The 17,739-nt window shown below is 39.3% G+C and carries 20 protein-coding genes; 15 read left to right on the plus strand and 5 right to left on the minus strand.

Annotated features, from left to right (window positions below):
- Positions 1 to 238 precede the first annotated feature (238 nt).
- The gene (locus GGD38_RS04835; RefSeq protein WP_375299151.1) at positions 239 to 3,334 is read right to left on the minus strand and encodes an NB-ARC domain-containing protein; all 3,096 of its coding nucleotides are present in this window, start codon (positions 3,332 to 3,334) and stop codon (positions 239 to 241) included.
- Positions 3,335 to 4,262: 928 nt separating this feature from the next.
- Here GGD38_RS04835 and GGD38_RS04840 point away from each other — a divergent pair.
- The 15 genes from GGD38_RS04840 to GGD38_RS04910 all read left to right on the plus strand — a co-directional run bounded on the left by GGD38_RS04840 (position 4,263) and on the right by GGD38_RS04910 (position 15,348).
- The gene (locus GGD38_RS04840; RefSeq protein ID WP_375299150.1) at positions 4,263 to 4,499 is read left to right on the plus strand and encodes a hypothetical protein; all 237 of its coding nucleotides are present in this window, start codon (positions 4,263 to 4,265) and stop codon (positions 4,497 to 4,499) included.
- Between the two features lie 191 nt (positions 4,500 to 4,690).
- Complete coding sequence (locus tag GGD38_RS04845) at positions 4,691 to 4,954, plus strand: hypothetical protein (protein ID WP_375299149.1); 264 nt, start codon at positions 4,691 to 4,693, stop codon at positions 4,952 to 4,954.
- A 114-nt stretch (positions 4,955 to 5,068) separates the two neighbouring features.
- On the plus strand, positions 5,069 to 5,242 hold the full coding sequence (locus GGD38_RS04850; RefSeq protein WP_375303716.1) for a helix-turn-helix domain-containing protein: 174 nt from the start codon (positions 5,069 to 5,071) through the stop codon (positions 5,240 to 5,242).
- 278 nt (positions 5,243 to 5,520) lie between these two features.
- Complete coding sequence (locus tag GGD38_RS04855) at positions 5,521 to 6,060, plus strand: phage tail protein (RefSeq protein ID WP_375299148.1); 540 nt, start codon at positions 5,521 to 5,523, stop codon at positions 6,058 to 6,060.
- Positions 6,061 to 6,083: 23 nt separating this feature from the next.
- The gene (locus GGD38_RS04860) at positions 6,084 to 6,623 is read left to right on the plus strand and encodes a phage tail protein (RefSeq protein ID WP_375299147.1); all 540 of its coding nucleotides are present in this window, start codon (positions 6,084 to 6,086) and stop codon (positions 6,621 to 6,623) included.
- An 11-nt stretch (positions 6,624 to 6,634) separates the two neighbouring features.
- Positions 6,635 to 7,183 carry a phage tail protein gene (locus tag GGD38_RS04865; protein WP_375299146.1) on the plus strand — a complete coding sequence of 183 codons (549 nt, stop codon included), beginning with the start codon at positions 6,635 to 6,637 and terminating at the stop codon, positions 7,181 to 7,183.
- Positions 7,184 to 7,214: 31 nt separating this feature from the next.
- Complete coding sequence (locus GGD38_RS04870; RefSeq protein WP_375299145.1) at positions 7,215 to 8,363, plus strand: ABC transporter substrate-binding protein; 1,149 nt, start codon at positions 7,215 to 7,217, stop codon at positions 8,361 to 8,363.
- Positions 8,364 to 8,391: 28 nt separating this feature from the next.
- Positions 8,392 to 10,641 (plus strand): T9SS type A sorting domain-containing protein, encoded by a 2,250-nt coding sequence (locus tag GGD38_RS04875; RefSeq protein WP_375299144.1) that lies wholly within the window; start codon positions 8,392 to 8,394, stop codon positions 10,639 to 10,641.
- 65 nt (positions 10,642 to 10,706) lie between these two features.
- A complete protein-coding gene (locus GGD38_RS04880; protein ID WP_375299143.1) occupies positions 10,707 to 11,192 on the plus strand; it encodes a hypothetical protein in 486 nt (161 codons plus the stop codon).
- Positions 11,193 to 11,351: 159 nt separating this feature from the next.
- Positions 11,352 to 11,681, plus strand: coding sequence for an ArsR/SmtB family transcription factor (locus tag GGD38_RS04885; RefSeq protein ID WP_375299142.1), 330 nt, complete (start codon positions 11,352 to 11,354; stop codon positions 11,679 to 11,681).
- Positions 11,682 to 11,735: 54 nt separating this feature from the next.
- Positions 11,736 to 12,581: an arsenite methyltransferase gene (locus GGD38_RS04890; RefSeq protein WP_375299141.1), complete on the plus strand. Its 846-nt coding sequence runs from the start codon at positions 11,736 to 11,738 to the stop codon at positions 12,579 to 12,581.
- A 20-nt stretch (positions 12,582 to 12,601) separates the two neighbouring features.
- Entirely contained in the window at positions 12,602 to 13,030 is a 429-nt protein-coding gene (gene arsN2, locus GGD38_RS04895; RefSeq protein ID WP_375299140.1) for an arsenic resistance N-acetyltransferase ArsN2, read from the plus strand.
- A gap of 149 nt (positions 13,031 to 13,179) precedes the next feature.
- Positions 13,180 to 13,815 carry a protein-tyrosine-phosphatase gene (locus tag GGD38_RS04900; RefSeq protein ID WP_375299139.1) on the plus strand — a complete coding sequence of 212 codons (636 nt, stop codon included), beginning with the start codon at positions 13,180 to 13,182 and terminating at the stop codon, positions 13,813 to 13,815.
- A 19-nt stretch (positions 13,816 to 13,834) separates the two neighbouring features.
- The gene (locus GGD38_RS04905) at positions 13,835 to 14,386 is read left to right on the plus strand and encodes a sigma-70 family RNA polymerase sigma factor (RefSeq protein ID WP_375299138.1); all 552 of its coding nucleotides are present in this window, start codon (positions 13,835 to 13,837) and stop codon (positions 14,384 to 14,386) included.
- Between the two features lie 59 nt (positions 14,387 to 14,445).
- Entirely contained in the window at positions 14,446 to 15,348 is a 903-nt protein-coding gene (locus GGD38_RS04910; RefSeq protein ID WP_375299137.1) for a phosphatase PAP2 family protein, read from the plus strand.
- An 18-nt stretch (positions 15,349 to 15,366) separates the two neighbouring features.
- On the opposite strand, the gene GGD38_RS04915 is transcribed toward GGD38_RS04910, so the two are convergent.
- The 4 genes from GGD38_RS04915 to GGD38_RS04930 form a co-directional block, all read right to left on the minus strand.
- On the minus strand, positions 15,367 to 15,681 hold the full coding sequence (locus tag GGD38_RS04915) for a peptidyl-tRNA hydrolase (protein WP_375299136.1): 315 nt from the start codon (positions 15,679 to 15,681) through the stop codon (positions 15,367 to 15,369).
- 130 nt (positions 15,682 to 15,811) lie between these two features.
- Positions 15,812 to 16,600 carry a hypothetical protein gene (locus GGD38_RS04920; RefSeq protein WP_375299135.1) on the minus strand — a complete coding sequence of 263 codons (789 nt, stop codon included), beginning with the start codon at positions 16,598 to 16,600 and terminating at the stop codon, positions 15,812 to 15,814.
- Positions 16,601 to 16,667: 67 nt separating this feature from the next.
- Entirely contained in the window at positions 16,668 to 17,132 is a 465-nt protein-coding gene (locus GGD38_RS04925) for a heme-binding domain-containing protein (protein ID WP_375299134.1), read from the minus strand.
- A gap of 10 nt (positions 17,133 to 17,142) precedes the next feature.
- Positions 17,143 to 17,712 carry a DUF3347 domain-containing protein gene (locus GGD38_RS04930; RefSeq protein WP_375299133.1) on the minus strand — a complete coding sequence of 190 codons (570 nt, stop codon included), beginning with the start codon at positions 17,710 to 17,712 and terminating at the stop codon, positions 17,143 to 17,145.
- Between the last annotated feature and the right edge of the window lie 27 nt (positions 17,713 to 17,739).

Consider the following 17,739-nt stretch of genomic DNA (forward strand, 5'->3'; position numbering starts at 1 on the left):
AGGCTTTTTTAGTTTAAGTTAATTTCGCTTTTATTGACTGAATGTTTTAAGTTCTTGTAAAGGAAGCGTTTATGTGGTTCGATTCCTGATACAGGTATCAAAGTGTAATATTTATAAGCCAGCATAGCACAAACTCCATGTTGCGCTACTATTAGTCTTCGGGTTCAAGATGAGTAAATTTAATTATTCATCGCCCCGTCATATTGCCAATGCACTATTAGGCACAATATGAGGTCTCTTAAATATCTTTACCCGCATGTTTGTTCCACCAGCCAAACCTTTCAGCGTATGTAACTTGAACAATCTCCAATGCTGCTTTGAACTCTAATGCATTTTTTGCTTCAATTTCACTAAGTAATTCATTCCATTTATCAGCGTCACTTCCGCATTCCTTCGCCTTAGTGATTCCAGCCAAATATTCTGCAATTGGATCAAGGGTAAATCGAAGTAAATAGTCATCTCCAAACCGCTTCATGGGAAGTAGAATTCCATTTTCTATTAAGCGGTCGATTATTGTTCCTGTCTCTGTTACAGGAATGGTATCAACAGAACTTTTTAAAAAATCCGTAGGCCTAAAATCCTTACCCAAGCAAATGATCGCTATTTTTTTGCAAAACGCCAAGACGTGCTCATCACTATAGATATTGTCACCTGATTTTGGATTTACACTTGTGATGTAATCAATAAAAATTTCAGGAATGGAAGAAGGAAGATTTTTGATAATAAATTCAATACTGACATCCCCTGACTCTTCTGCTAATAAAATAGCTCTGCGCATTACTAATACTGGCAAAACTGCCAGTATAGGTACTTCTTTGTCTTTGTTATCTATTTTAAAAAGTGAAACTATCTTATCAGATATCTTAGACTTATTAGCCTCTTGCTCGAAAACTTTTTCTTTCCTATTATACAAAACTGTCTTAACATATTCAGCAACTTTTACAAAGTCCATTTTTTGAGGGTAAAGAAGAATATTTTCTCCTGTATAGACATCGATCGACTTTCGTGAAGTAAGCACCATTGCGTTAACTGGAGTTTTTCTGTAGATCGTTCGAATATACAGCTGCATTTCGGAAGAGCGTTCTGACAAAGCATCCACAATAACTAAAATACGCTGCTTGCGTAGAAGGTAGCGCAGAAACTCATCATTAACTTCATCATTCGTATATGTGTTGATTATTCCTTTGATGGTTGCAAATACATCATTTGTTTCCTCTTCAATCAAAACAGGTAGCCAAAGGTGATTTCCAAATTCGCCGGTATTGAATGATTGCGAAGTCCATAATCCAATTTGCACCGCCAATGTAGTTTTGCCAACGCCACCAGGTCCGATAACTTCTAAACAAAGGCGGCTGCCCTTAAAAAGCTTTGATAGTGATTTCGGGCTTGGCTCCTTAATCAGTTCCCCATTTGGTGAATGTAGCCTAACAGGTATAGGAACATAAGAATTATGTATTTGGACGGTCTTTTGGTTTTGAAAACTTTCAATCAATGCTTTTCGGTGTCGTTTTGCCCATGTATCCGCTATCCTGGGTTGAAGTACAAAAAGCGGAACGATTGTTATCTTATTTATCACGCTAATTACTTTCTCTGAGGTGCTATTAACAGATGCAATACCTTCCAATATATAAGTTTTCTTATAAATCTTGTATAACACGTATGGTGCAAAGAGAAAAAGTAGAAATAAACAAAAGAGAACTGCGCCTAACCCTATTAAAATATTTAATAGCAATTGATGTTTTGAATAAAACCTTATAGGAGTGTATTTTCTTTTAGGCAGATTATAGCGTTCTTCTCTAGTATGGTTGGCAAAATATAACTGAAATTGGTATAATTCTCCCTCAGTTAGTCCAATTGCAGAGGGAGAAAAAGAACATTTCCATTCTGTGGAATCAACATTTACTGGTTGAAAACGAACATTTATCTGTTTAGGAGAACCATCCATTAAATTGTATAACCGAAAATTAAATCTATTATCGGGAACTGTACCTTTTGTAAAAAAAATGGTTACTTCAATATCATTAAAACTTTCATCGATCTTGTAGTAAGTCAATTTTCCAAAAGATGATGAACTTAGAATCTTAGAGTTAAAGACATAATGATATCGATCAAGCGTATCATTTTCTTTACCCCCCATTAAATAGGGTGCATTTGCGACTTGAATAATATCTAGTTTTTGGATAGAATCCGAATATACAGTCGAATCTGAAAAAGTATTTATATTACCATCAAAACCTCGCATTAATGCGATTGAGCCAAAATGATCAGAAATAACTAAATTATCTTTTTTGGAATAACCAGCAGATAATAAGAATAGATCATGTTTTAAGGGTTCCGATTCTTTATCGTTTGTAATAACTACCGTAGACCAACTTTTACCGAAATTATCCGATGAAAAAATTACCTGCTGTTCTTTAGCTAAAGAGTCGTCGAAGTTAACAACGTCACCTATCAAATGGTATTTCTCGTTTATTTCGAAAAGCCAGCTGTCCGTAATACTTGCCATCCATTTATTTGGCAATGAGTCGGTCTCGACAATATTGCCGGCAGTATCTATCTTTTGCACTAAGAAACCTCTTGAGCCGGCGTACTCGGAATTTTGACTGATGACCGACACCATATATAAAGTGTCTTTTGAAAAGCTAAAAAGATAGTCATTGTAATTTGAATCAAGGGACAGCATATGTTTTTTGGAATGGTAATCATTATGCCAATTGTAGTATAGTTTTGGACGTACTAAACTCATAAGCCCTCCCCTTTTTTGGCTTATAAAAGCAAAACCATTTGCATTCTGGTCAAAATATGTGTCTACAATTCTTTCACCCTCATTTGGATTTAGCACTTTTATTTGATCACCTTTGACTATGTAAATCTTATTTCCTGATATATCATCTAAGAAGATGTATTTAGTGAAGTCTCGGCCAATAAAAAAATTCCCCACGAAATTATTATTGCTACTTTCACCGAAATGAAATTGTAAATCTCTATTATAAACGTCTTGTCGGACTTTGAATATCTCAATTGGATTTGACCAAGTTTTACCACCATTGTTCGTACTATCAAGTAGTAATTGACTAACTAAAGAATCGTTCCCTCTTCTATCCCGAAAAAAAGATAACGGCTTAACGTTTAAGCGGTAAACAAGACTCTCATTAATTTTATAAATGGCTAAAGGCCTTAGGGTATCTTTGTAGAAATATGAAAGATATAGCGCAGATTGCTGTGTTTTGGACTTTAAGGAGTCAATATGAAAAAGAACTTTGGAGCTTTGATTGTTTGTGCATCCGCAAAGAAACACAGATAAAAAATAAATTATTACAGTTAGTTTCCGCATAATTCTTCTTTAAATAAATTACTCAGGATAATTGTGTCGATAAGCTTTAATAAGGTCGGCAGTAGTTTATTACATAAGATCCCTCAGCGAATTAGATATCTGAATCAATTGCGCTTAACGCTTAGATATATTCCATTAAACACTGTTAGCCTAAAAAAATAGCATTGATAATCAAAATAGTAGCATTCGCCTTTTTCATTATTATGGTGCAAATACAACAAATCATATTGCCAGCAGTTCGTTCCACTACCCCATAAATCATTGAAAGGATTTCTCAATACTGGCATCGAGATTACTGAAAGTTGAAGCAATATAAAAGGGTATTTTAACCCTTTTTCATAGACGGTAGACAATAGTATGAAGTCAACAAGCCGATTCTTATTTAATTAACTATCAAAAATTTAAGTTTAAAAATAAGACTTAAATCCTCTTTCTCTTGGTTCGATAATTCTCTTACGTGGGGCACACTAAAAGGTCTGTAAGTCATTGATTTACAGACATTTTTCTTTAGGCGCTTGTCAAATAACTGTCACTTTTTTCCGCTTACTGCCACCATTTTTGACAAGCAAATGACAAGCAGAATGACAAGCACTTTTAGTCGCCCAAAACTTGAATGCGACTTGAACCGATGGCTAAAAACGGCCTTAAAAATCACCTCAAAAACCCCTAAAAAAGGCCTCCAAAAGGTCCAATTGACAAGCAGTTTGACAGGCAAAATAACAAGCATTTTTGACTGTCAACTTTTAGCCGGAATGGCAGGTTGCACAAGGCTTGCACACCTTTTTAACAAAATTTCTTTCTTCCCCGTTTTTCCAGCTTCTACCCTTCTTACCATGTGCAGCCAAACGGTAGATTACAAACTGACAGATATTATTGGCATGGCATATTCCTTGAGCTTCAATTTTATCACCTCTAAAATCTCTACCCTATGAATTTTTTAAAAGTCCCTAACAGAAAAGGCGATAAACTATTTTTCCACCATGATTATGGTCGTGGCAAAGGACAACGCCCTTCAACTGGTATATTCATATATGCCCATCCCAAAGATCAAATACAAAAGAACCATAATAAGGAGGCATTAAAACTCCTGGATGTAAAAAAGAGCCAGTCAACTTTAGAACAGCAGGCAATAGGAACGGCAAACGCTTTAGTCAATATCTTTTAGATAAATATAACGGGTTAACGCCCCTTAATTACTTTGCTCGATTTAAAGAAGTAATTAGTGCAGCAGGAGTGATGGGTATTTTCAAAAGAAACCTATAGAGGAAATTAAAGCGAAATCTAAACCATCGACAAAACTAAAAGAGATTGCCGAGGTTGAGGATTATTTATCCTTACTGGGTACGCCTAGCTTTAATGAAGAAGTTCGTGCCGCATTTATATTTAGCTAAGCAGCCCACCAAGGTGTTTCTTTTACCCGATGCTGATAGCTCAAACAAAGTGTTGGATGGTTGGATTAAGGCTGCGGGAATAGAAAAGCATATAACCTGGTCCTGTGCGCGTTTGAGCTTCTCTGTTTTATTGCAGGATAAAAATGTTGATAATGCAACCGTTGCATACTTGATGGGGCATACTACTACTGATCTGGTACAGGCCGAAAAACCAAACGGAAGCAATTAGTCAGTTGCCATCACCGGGGCAGACGCCCTGTCTTTTGAATTCAGATAATAATCAAATAAAAAACCTGGCTTAAAATACATTTCCCAATTGGTATGATAGAAAGAGGCTGCATCAATACCTTGTCAACCGTTTTTTTACGATGAAGCGAAATATTTACTGAAATACACACATGAGTATATTTCTACGATCTCCTATAAGCTGCACTTTTCCGAACCAACGCATTTTAACAAGTTTTTTAAAAAAGCGTCCGGATTAACTCCTATGGATTACCGGCGTCTGAATCGATAACTTAAAGATTATTTAGTCCACTTGTTTCTGGCCTTCTTTTCACGCCTATGGTTTCTGGGTATTTATCGGGGTCGGTTGTCCATCATCGAAACGGCGCCATTCACATACAAATTCCTGTTGTTCACCCTCAAAATCCATAGTAAAAAAAGCAATATGACTATTTTTACGCATAATTTGACAGCTGAACTGGTAACGGTTACGCATAACTAATAAACATGAGAAAATAAAAGTATACATTTGTAACCATTTCTAATAAACAGCCAAAACAACCTGTTCTTATGGAAGGATTCATAGGCGAAATTCGTTTATTCGCACCCAATTTTGCACCCAAGAACTGGGCCTTTTGCAATGGCCAGATTCTAGCCATCAATATAAATCAGGCATTATTTGCCATACTGGGAACCACGTATGGCGGTAATGGTTCCACTACTTTTGCCCTGCCGGATCTGCGGGGAAGATCGGCTATTGGTGCAGGTGCAGGGCCCGGTTTATCAAATTATATCTTAGGCCAGCAAACAGGCAGTCCCTCTACTGTATTATTAGCCAACCAACTTCCGCAGCATACCCATTCAATTACCGGTACTATTAGTATGCTTACTACCAATAATGCGGCAGTTAACGAAATGCCCAACAACAATTATTTTGCCAATGATGGCAGCACAAGATTCGGCGGGCAACACGATAATGTTACCATGAAACCGATTAATGTGAACCTTCTTGCAAATGCAGGCGGTTCTTCTGCAATCAATAACATGATGCCATATCAGGGCGTCAATTACATTATTTGTTTAACTGGAATTTTTCCTTCACGCAATTAATATTACTACTTAAAAATATCATTATGCCATATATAGGAGAGATCCGCATGTTCGGCGGGAACTTTGCCCCTGTTGGCTGGGCTTTTTGCAATGGCCAGCTGTTATCAATAGCCGAATACGATACCGTATTTACCTTATTAGGTACTATATATGGTGGTGACGGACAATCAACCTTTGCATTACCCGATCTTCGTGGTCGCGCGCCTATTAATCCGGGCCAGGGTCCCGGCCTTCCCAATTATCTATTAGGCCAAACAGGCGGAACCGAAGCAAATACGCTTACCGGCAACAATATTTCTCATACCCACGCTATTACAGGTACCGCAGGAGTGTATGTTTCTGGTGAAGATGGCCGGAAGGTTTCGCCCCTGAATAATTTTCCTGCAGTTAACGGCGAAAATATTTATTCAACCGTTGCCGATACCCAGATGGCTAACGCCTCTTTTAACCTGACAACAGGCGCCGCAGGAACTCCATCACCCGTGCCTGTTAACAATATGCAACCCTACCTTGCTATATCATATATAATTTGCCTGGAAGGTATTTATCCAACACCAAATTAACAACTACTATCATGGATGAAGATATACTTGCAGAAATAAGATTATTTGCCGGCAACTTTGCGCCACGCGGCTGGGCATTTTGCCAGGGTCAACTGCTTTCTATATCCCAGAATACAGCTTTATTTTCGCTGTTAGGCACTATGTATGGGGGCAATGGACAAACTACGTTTGCTCTACCCGATCTAAGAGGCCGGGTTGCTATCGGGCAGGGACAAGGGCCCGGGTTAACGCCACACCCGATTGGTGAATTGGGCGGCTCTGAAACCATTACCCTTTTAGCCAATAATCTTCCTGCACATAATCATGCCGTATCAGGAGCCATTAACATGCTATGCTATACAGGTGCAGGAAACAGCGATACGCCTCACAACAATTATCCCGCCAGACTGCCTGGCACAGATATGTATGCAACCTCTACGAACGGAAGTGTAATGCCCGCCATGCAGCACAACCTGAGCGTATCTGCAACAGGAGCTTCGCAGGCTATAAACAATATGCAACCCGTTCTGGCATTGAACTATATTATTTGTATGCAAGGTATTTACCCCCCGCGTCCATAAAATAAATACCTGAGCACCCAACCAAAACATTATGCCGGCTATCGGAATGCTTTTACCGGGATCAACATTGTATCCCTCCATTGGAATAGATTTTAGTCAGGGCATTCGTTCGTATTTTAAAAATAATGGCATGAACGACCTGGCGCTGCATAATTTTCCCATTGGGTATGGCCTCAATGAAAATGATATTTACAAACAGGCAGAAAAATTTTTGTTAACCGATGATGTTGATGTAGTGATCGCCTATGCAGGCGACAACATCGCCAAAAGACTTTCTCCCCTATTTGCAGCAGCCGGAAAGTTATTGGTGATCACCAATGCAGGCGCAAACTATCCGGGCTCATCAGACAATTTTACCAACACCCTGTTTCATTCATTGAACGACAGCCTGTATTCATTTATGACAGGGCAATTATGCAGCCGTTCACCGGAACACAAAAAAGCCATAATGGCCACTTCGTTTTATGATGCTGGTTACCAGCATTGCCATGCCATGGTAAATGCGCATGAAATGGGCGGGGGCGAAATATGCTTCAACTTTATAAGCCCTTTTTCGAAGGAAACATTCAATATTAAGTCCCTGGCTGCTTTCATCGAAAACAACCCGGCAATAAATACATTGCTTTGCCTCTATAGCGGCGATATGGCCCGTTCTTTTTACGAACAGATAGCTCCTTTGCAACAACAACACAACCTGCAATTGTTTGGCTCGCCGATGCTGTTCGATAACACACCGGGTGACTTTGCCGGGGTTAAACCCTTTGTAAAACATATTAAAGGGTATTTGGGGTGGACGCCAACGTTACCAAACTTACAGAACCAAGATTTCATCGCCTGTCACAAAAAACAATTTAACAGGGAGGCCAACCTCTTCTCGTTACAAGGATGGGAAACGGCATTACTCGTAAACCACTATTTACAACAACTGGCCGCCGGCGCTTCGGTAATGGAAGCTGTTGCTCACTTACAACGGCAGCCACTGCAAAGCCCCAGGGGTAACCTGCGGATAAATGACAATTATGCGGTTACTGGTCCGGCTTACCTGGTAAACGCCACGGATGATTTGAATATAGAAATCGAAGAAACTGTTGAAGATGTGAGCATGGACTGGAAGGAGATGATGGCTCAGGTACCCGATGCTGCATTTTCTGCCTGGCAAAACACCTATCTATGTATCTAAACCTATTAGCACTAATAAAACCTTATAGATGAAAAAGATTTACAAAATCATAACTTTCTGCCTGCCTATCCTTTTATTTACGGCAGCCGGTGCCCGGGCGCAAAATAACCTATCAGCCGGAGATATTGCCTTTGCAAGTTATCAAAGCGATCTGGACATGACCAATTCTGCGTTTGGCGGTACAACAAATTGGGAAGACCGATTCTCCATCGTTGTATTAAAAAGCGGCGGACTGGCAGCCGGTACGGTTATTTATTTTACCGACAGAGGCTGGAGCACCACCACCAACGATTTTATTGCTTCTACGGAGGGTACTATAAAATGGACAGTCCCTGCCGGAGGCATTGCATTTGGAACGGAAATTTATTTTATCAGTAGTTTTGTGGATCCCGTAGTAAGCTGGGCTGCTTATACAAGCGAAAATGGTACTACCGCTGCCGGTTCGGTAACTACCGAAAGTGGCGCCGACTATATGGAGATCGCTACCGCCGGTGATCAGATACTCGCCTACCAAACCGGGCCTGCAGCCGGGCCAGCGGGCGCCTTTAATAATGCAACCCGCCGTTTTATTACGGCCATTCATGCCAATATTGAAGCTAACGTTACTACTTATGCCACCTGGGATGGTGCATCAAACACCGGCCCTAATCAAAGTAATGTTCCTCCCGGTTTAAGCAATGGCACCACCGCTATTTTATTATCACAGGCAACACTTCCCACAGCTTCAAGCGGTACAGCCGAATTGGATAATGGCAAATTGACCTCCAATGCTTCGGCCTGTAGCACATCAGGTTTGTACACCACTGTAAATACCAACAGCAACTGGACGCTTCAAAACACCGCCTTTGCTATCGGCAGTACATCGAACCACTTAACATATACGTTTATTAATCCGGTAGCCGTTTCAGTTGCTCCCGGAAATTCAACAACCTGCAGTGGTTCCCCGGCTGTTTTCAATGTAACCGCATCAGGCGCTGGCACCTTATCATATCAATGGCAGGAAAGTACGAATGCCTCATTTACTACACCTGTAACCCTTACCAACACAGGCGTGTACAGTGGTGTAAATACAGCGAGCCTTACCATCTCCGATAATACAGGTTTGAGCGGACGTTATTACAGAGCAATTATTTCTAACACCTGCGGCTCTGTGAACAGCAATGCCGCATTGCTTACTGCCAATGCCAGTACATTAGCAGCCAGCAGCGTTTCATCTACTCAATCTGTAAGTACCGGCAACAACGTATTCTTCAATTCCTGTGCGCTGATTTCCAAAATAGTTCCTTCAGGAGCCAGTGCAGTTAGCGGCAATGTAACCAGCCGCGTTTGGATCGAAGGCGCCGTTCCTACATATGCCAGCCAGCCTTTTGTTGCAAGGCATTATGAAATTACACCTGCAACAAACACATCTACAGCAACAGGAACCGTTACGCTATACTTTACGCAGGCTGAATTTGATGCGTTCAATGCCGCCCCCGGCAGTACCCTCAATTTACCTACAGGGCCAACCGACAATCTCGGTAAAACCAATTTACGCATTGGAAAATATTCAGGCAGCAGCAATAACGGAACAGGATTACCCGGTTCTTATACTGCGGGAGTAATGGTTATTGATCCTGCAGATGCAAATATTGTGTGGAATTCAACAGCCAGCCGCTGGGAAATAACGTTTGACGTTACCGGCTTTAGCGGATTTATTGTACAAACAGCACTCGGCGCATTACCAGTTAATTTAATTTCCTTCACCGCCTCGTTAAACAATAGCAATGCGCATATACAATGGCGCACAGAAGGCGAAATGCACAACGATTATTTCGAGGTAGAAAGAAGTACCGATGGACAAACGTTTACAACCATCGGTAAAGTAACCGGTAATAACGGAACTGGTATTCAGCATTACAGCCTGATCGATCAAAACGCTGCCCTGTTAAACACGTCACGGATTTATTACCGCCTTAAAATAATAAGTACAACCGGCGAGTCGGAATACAGCAATATCGTATCGATCCCATTACAAACATCCACTTCACCTATTGTGAATGTAACCCCCAATCCATTTACAAGCCAGTTAAAGGTGACGATACAATTACCTGAAGCGGCACGCGTTGCCATCAGGGTTAGTGATATTAGAGGACAGGTGTTGAAAACCGAATATGTGAACGTTCCGAAAGGACAATTTATAATTCCTTTTACCGGAGTTGGCAACCTTGTTCGGGGGATCTATGTTCTTACTGTACAATTTAATGGACAGGTTCACACGTATAAATTAGTAAAATAAAAAACAGCATTGTCATACTCCGGGTGTGACAATGCCTTTTACTTTAAACAGACTAAACATTTCATATGCGCCGTCGCGATTTTTTATATAACACCGGTTTATTGTTTCCTGCGCTGTTGGCATCACCGTCATTGGCGCTGGCATCACAAAAAATGGTAAATGCCGAAATGATTATCATACACGATGAGGGAACAACGCCTTCACATGTATCGGGTGTATTTAACGATCTTCCGTTGGCTGCCCGCCAGTTGAACAGCCGTGAGATCATTAACCTCCGGTACTCAAAAAACGGTTTTCTTGTTACCACAGCAGATAACACTACCTTTCTTACAGAAAAGGTCCTGATCCATACATCGCACCGAATAAATGGCCCGCAGTCATCTGTGGAGATCAGAACAGCCGTCAAAACATTCCATCTTGAATATGTTTCAGATAATAACAAGGTGGTACCCGAATTCTGGTTCCTGAAAACACAACAGTTTCAGGTAAACCGGGTAACGCCTTTTATAAATCGCAACAGGCATGCGGTGCTTTGCCTTTCGGGCTCATAACAATCCGAAAGGTATTCAACGAAGGCATTTATTTCAAGAGCCCCGTAATTGACCTTACGGGGCTTTTTTCTTGTAATCTTGTAAAGGCTCCCAAATTTGTGGGCCTTTATTAAAAATAATTTTTGGAGATCCCAGAATAATCGTAATATTGCGATAGATATGGGACTTACAAAATCAGAAATATTTACCGATAAGCAGAACAAGTTGGCGCAAATGATGAAGGCGTTGGCTCATCCTGCTCGCATAGCCATCATTCAAAGTTTAATAAAGGCTGAGGCTTGTGTTTGTGGTGATTTGGTAGACGAACTGGGACTTGCCCAGGCAACCATTTCCCAACATTTAAAGGAACTCAAAAATGCTGGTTTGATCCAGGGAACCATTGAAGGTACAAGTGTTTGCTACTGTATTGATCCAAAAGTTTGGAAACAATACAAAGAAGCTTTTGATACCTTCTTTGTGGCTTATAAAAACAAGGATAACTGCTGTTAATATTTTTTTGCTCTCATTAATCGCAATATTGCAATAAAACAATAAACACTTTTTATGACAACTGATCAAGATCTGAAAGATATAGTTAAACAGAAGTATAGTGAGATCGCTCTTCAGGATAAAGAAACCAACCAATCGTCCTGCTGCGGTTCTGGCTGTTGTTCAACAGATGTATATAACATTATGAACGACGATTATAGTAAACTGGAAGGGTATAATCCAGACGCCGATTTAGGATTGGGCTGCGGATTACCTACCCAATTTGCGAAAATAAAAAAGGGGGACGTTGTAATTGATCTTGGTTCTGGCGCTGGTAATGATGCTTTTGTAGCAAGAGCAGAAACCGGCGAAACCGGAAAGGTTATTGGTATTGATTTTACACCTGCTATGATTGCCAAAGCCAGGGAGAACACCGAAAAGTTGGGCTTTCATAACGTAGAGTTCAGACAGGGCGACATTGAGAATATGCCGGTTACTTCCAATATAGCCGATGTCATAGTAAGTAATTGCGTTCTCAACCTGGTTCCTAATAAAGACAATGTTTTTAAAGAAATATTCAGGGTATTAAAAGCAGGTGGTCATTTTAGTATTTCTGATATAGTACTGGAAGGCATTTTACCCGCAAACATTCAGCAGGCCGCAGAAATGTATGCAGGATGCGTATCTGGCGCTATTCAAAAGCAGCAATACCTGAAGCTGATCAAAGAAAACGGATTTGAAAACATTACGCTTCAGAAGGAAAAAGCCATTCATATACCAGACGATATACTTTTAAATTATTTATCAGCTGAAGAAGTTAAGCAATTCAGAGACAGCAATACAGGTATTTATAGCATTACGGTGTATGCAGATAAACCACAAGCTGCAAAATCCTGCTGTGGTCCAGATTGCTGCAATTAATAACTAATAAAAATATAGCCATGAAAATTATCCAGGCAAATCAATCTTATCGGTATGCTATCATTGAACTACTTAAAACTGAAAAGTTACCGGTAGATGATTTGCCTGGTAATCTTGATCATTTTTTTGTTGCGATAATAAATGATGTCGTAGTTGGGGCAATCGGATTGGAACATTACCCGCCTTTGGGTTTATTGCGTTCTATGATAGTTCATAAAGATTATCGTAATCAAAAGATTGCCGCCGCGCTGGTTCAAGCCCTGGAGAAACACGCTACCGGTTTAAATGTCCACTCCATATACCTGCTGACTGAAACGGCATCGACCTGGTTTGATACAAAGAACTATCAACGGGTTGAACGTACTGAAGTGCCTGACGCAATAAAGCAATCCACGGAGTTCAGCAGTGTTTGTCCGGTCAGTGCTATAGTCATGAAAAAGTCTTTATGACAAAAAAATTTGAAGCCATGAATGTTAATCCTACTGAACTAAAAACAATTTAACGATCTTAATCAACTCCATAACATTAGCAAATGAAGCCAATAATTGTATTAGTAGGATTTTTTCTGCTTTGTTCCTTTTTACCTAAAAGACACACTATGGATAACAATTTAACCCCAGTTCTTAATGAATACATTGAAAGTGCTATTAAGGATTTCGATAAAATTCCGGCTGACAGAAAAGAACACCTGAAGAAAATAGCATTGTTCGTGCACACTAAATTGGGCGAAGAAAAGAAAGCCAATTTAATTTTCATCTGTACCCATAATAGTAGAAGAAGCCATATGGGTCAACTGTGGGCCTATGCAGCTGCCAGTTATTATGGGGTTAAAGGTATATCCAGCTACTCAGGAGGTACGGAAGCAACAACCTTCAATCCGAATGCAATTAAAGCATTGATAGCTGCCGGTTTTTCAATTACAAAACAATCAGAAGGTTCTAATCCTAAATATGATGTAAAATATGCGACCGACGAGCCTGCAGTAACCCTGTTTTCAAAGAAATATATGGATGCACCAAATCCTACTACCAATTTTGCCGCAATAATGACCTGTACGCATGCAGATGAAACATGTCCTATTGTTCAGGGCGCAAATACCAAAATAGCTATACCATACGAAGACCCTAAAAAGGCAGATGGCAAACCAAACCAGGACGAAGTGTACAACGAACGTTGCAAACAGATAGCAACAGAAATTTTATATGCGTTCTCCTTACTAAAAGATATGAAGTAATAGTACTTCTGGCATAAATATGGTAACAACCTTAACCTTCATTTATCAAACATTTGGCAGACAATTACATAATATTGTTTGTAAAAAGATTGCACACCACGACGATTGTCATGATATTATGCAGGAAGTTTATTTAAAGATTTTGCTCAATATTAATAAGGTTGAACAAGCAGATAACATGGCAGCCTACCTGGTGACGTTAACTAACAATACGGTTATTGATCATTTCAGGAAATCTAAGCCGGTCGCTTATACTGATATAACAGAGAATGGAATTCCCGGTGATGATGTTATAAAAGATCAATCCCTTCAACTGGCAGATTGCTGCTTGCGACCTATGATTGAGTCCTTACCTGACATATATAGGGATGCCTTGGTTGCAACAGAGTTGGAAAACATGAAACTTAAAGATTACGCAGAAAAGGCCGGCATATCGTTAAGTAATGCAAAAGTGCGTGTACAACGGGCTAAGGAGAAATTAAGGGATATTATTATGCAATGCTGTAGTTACGACTTTGATAAATATGGCAACATAATAGAATGCAATCCATCTAACTGTTGCAAAAAATAAATTAACAAAATCTGTGTCTTTTTTTTAAATGCTCCGTCGTATCAAAAAAGCATATTGATATGAAAGCGATTAAAACAAACCGCAGATTTCTTTTTTTATACATGGTTCTTTCATTGATAGCCGGAGGACTAAATGCCCAAAAGCTCCAGGCATTAGAACCTATTAGCATTACCTATAAGCCATTAAAAGAAAAAAGCACACTACCAACTAAGGAACGCCAGGCTCTTGATACAATTCAATATCCCTGGGCTGAATATAGTAAAGGAGCCTTGGGGAATGCTTTATGGAGAACCGTTTATCTGTCTCCGCAGGACGAAGCAAAGTTATCTGGATTAATAACGCTTCCGGCAAATAGTTCCGATCAAACAAGAGGCGATCTCGATTACTTACTTAACCTTCAAAACAACCGTACTAAACAGGAGACTGATCGGGCTGAATACATTGCAAATATTGGTTCCTGGCCTAACATTGTTAATCCTACAGATCCTGATTATGTCGAGAACAGACAGCAACTGTATTACATTCTAAATACCGCATTGGGTAAAAAATATGATTATGCGGATTATCCGGCAACTACCACTTTGTTAATGAACTGTATTCAGGATATACGAGTTACTGAGTTCCGGCTGAAACAACACTTCAAAAGACCCCGGCCTTACCATTTAGAGCCTGCATTGAAACCATTGACCCGAATCAATTCACCCTCTTTTCCCAGCGGTCATTCACTTTGGGCGTATACAGAGGCATTTATTTTTAGTGAGCTTTTTCCAGAAAAAAGAGCGGCGTTTTTAAAAGTTGCTGCCGAGGTTCAATGGTCAAGAGAATTGATGGGCATTCACTATCCAAGCGATAATGAAGCATCGAGGATTATTGGGTGGAATTTGATTAAGTTTTGGATGAATAATTCCCAATTTATTACTGATTTAAAAAACGCTAAGTTAGAAATATCAGGAAAACGGTAGGGACAACATTTGTTTTCGCTATTCTACGTTAGGCGTCCACATTCTGAAATATTTAAATTGTTTTGAGTATTCATTTCTTGGGCAAAATACTATACACACCTCTTCATTATTCAATGCACTTTCTGTTAGTGTCAGGTTTTTAGGCTCTGTTTTTGAATTTTCAAACTCGATATTATTTACTTTACACACAACTTTTTTAAATATTGAGTTGATCCATTTTTCCAAATCACTATCTGTTTCAAACTTTTTGTAACAAGCTAAAGAGGCATGTGCAGCAATTACAGGTACTAATTTATTTGGAACACTCTCTTTTATTAAGATATACATTTTCATTGTTAATGAGTAATTATAAAACATAGGATGTTAGATATCGGTCTTCGCCAATTCTACATGTATGTTATCAGATTCAAGAAGTCTAAAGTTAATTTGCTCAAAGTCTTTCATATTTTTTCCGTTTCAACAGTTAATCTTTTAAAACAGTACCAAACCCCTTCCCATCAAGTTGATCGATCATTCCGGAAAACTCCGCATTACTATAAAGGCATCCATTGCAAATCCTAACAGTACCTTTGAAATTTTTAAGATAATTTACAATTGCACTTTCTTTTTGGTTTAATTTATACCCTTTACTTTCTAATGCTTTAAAACCTTCATACGCGTACAATTTTCTTTCGAAACTTGGCGAAGTAAGCCAGTAAAACAACTTGTTACGATTTCCTGTAGTAACATATTTGTTTAATATATCCCTGCCCTCCGGGCTTATACCGGCAAACCCGCAATGTTCACCATAAGTTATCGAAATATCGAAGAGTTCTTTCATACTTAACTTTCTATAAAATGCCTTTTCATATAGTTCCTGAAAAGCTTTTACTTCGGTATCATTTGAATAGCTTTTCAGTAATTCGAATTTCTTGTAATTGTCGTTATGGTGTTTTGCATAAAGTGAATACTTAATTATCAGATTATCTTTTGTAACCAGGTTTACCTGGTAATCCTCGCAATTCCCCTCATATTTCCCATTCGGAGTTGGTATAAATATTACGACACTGGTAACTACTTCATTATATCCTTTCAAAATTTCACGGGTTGTAATTCCTTCAGCGGGGGCGCAATGATCCGACTTAAGCTTCTCTACACTTTGTTTGAATTGCGAGAAATCTTTTTCGTCTAGTTGTTTTTTTACGTCTGCTATGGTTTGACAGAGGGTGATCTTAGAAAAGATAACACACAGTAATACAAGTTTAATTTTCATAGTAGGTGAATTTGGATACCCTCCGCTATTATACGCTATTTTTTTTACAACATACAATCACGGGCTTTTATTTTCTGTTAAAAAGGCTATCTTTTGCCAGCCTCGCCCAGTTTATGATCAAAGCTTTTTCTTCTTTTGTCAACTGTGCGTTTCTGTGAATGATAGTGTAAGAACCCAATGGCATGGAACCATCACGAATACTGTTCTCAATTGACCTCAACTTACTGATCTGCCTCCTTGCAGAGTAAGATCCGAATTCGCTAAAATTCAATTCTTCTTTTCCTTCCTTTACGTGATGGGCCAGCATCCACCCCACCGGTTGTATATTCACGTACCATGGATAGCGCGTATTATTGCTGTGACAATCGTAACAGGCAGTTTTAAAAACAGCCAACACATTCCCTGGCACATTAACCGTTTTTGAAATATCTGTTGGCATAACCTGCCCGTTTTTATTACGGGCAGGTTGTATAAACTGAATGGCCATCATCACTATGAGAAACCCTAATAGTATCTTTTTTATCAGGCTCATGGCTTGTCGTTTATTTTAGTTCTTCTGTTACCATGCCACATGATGGCATCTTTTTGCCGAAATAAGGATTTTTAATTTCCTTTGTCTCGCTTAACCAGGTAGCACCTTTTCCGCCATTATACATAGGACAGGAATCCTGATACAATGCTTGTCCTGCATTAAATGCTTTTACCAACTCATATACATCCTTGCTTAACATGTCAAAGTGTTCGCGCTGATGCGTAATATTACCACCATTCTTACCAATATGTTCTGCATGTTCCCTGGCGTCGTCTTCCACATCCTCATATGTTTTTTTCTGGTTGCCTGCAAGAATAGATTTGTCAAATTTTTGAAAAGCACCTACCATTGAATTACCTGCGGCAGCCGCATCGCTACCGTTATCAGCAATCAACGCATTCTTCAATTGAATATAACCGGTTAGAATGTCCTTCACAGGTGTAGTTGTATTTGTTTCCTGCACCGGTGTTTCCTTTTTTGTTTCTACATTGTTCTCTGATTTTGATGTAGTACTATTGGCATTGTTGCAGGCTATTAAAATAATGGTATTGAAGGCGGCTATTAATAAGAAATATTTCATTTGTTTTATTTTTTATAGTATGTATAA

This window comes from Niastella sp. OAS944 (assembly GCA_024809215.1).
Lineage (GTDB): Bacteria > Bacteroidota > Bacteroidia > Chitinophagales > Chitinophagaceae > Niastella.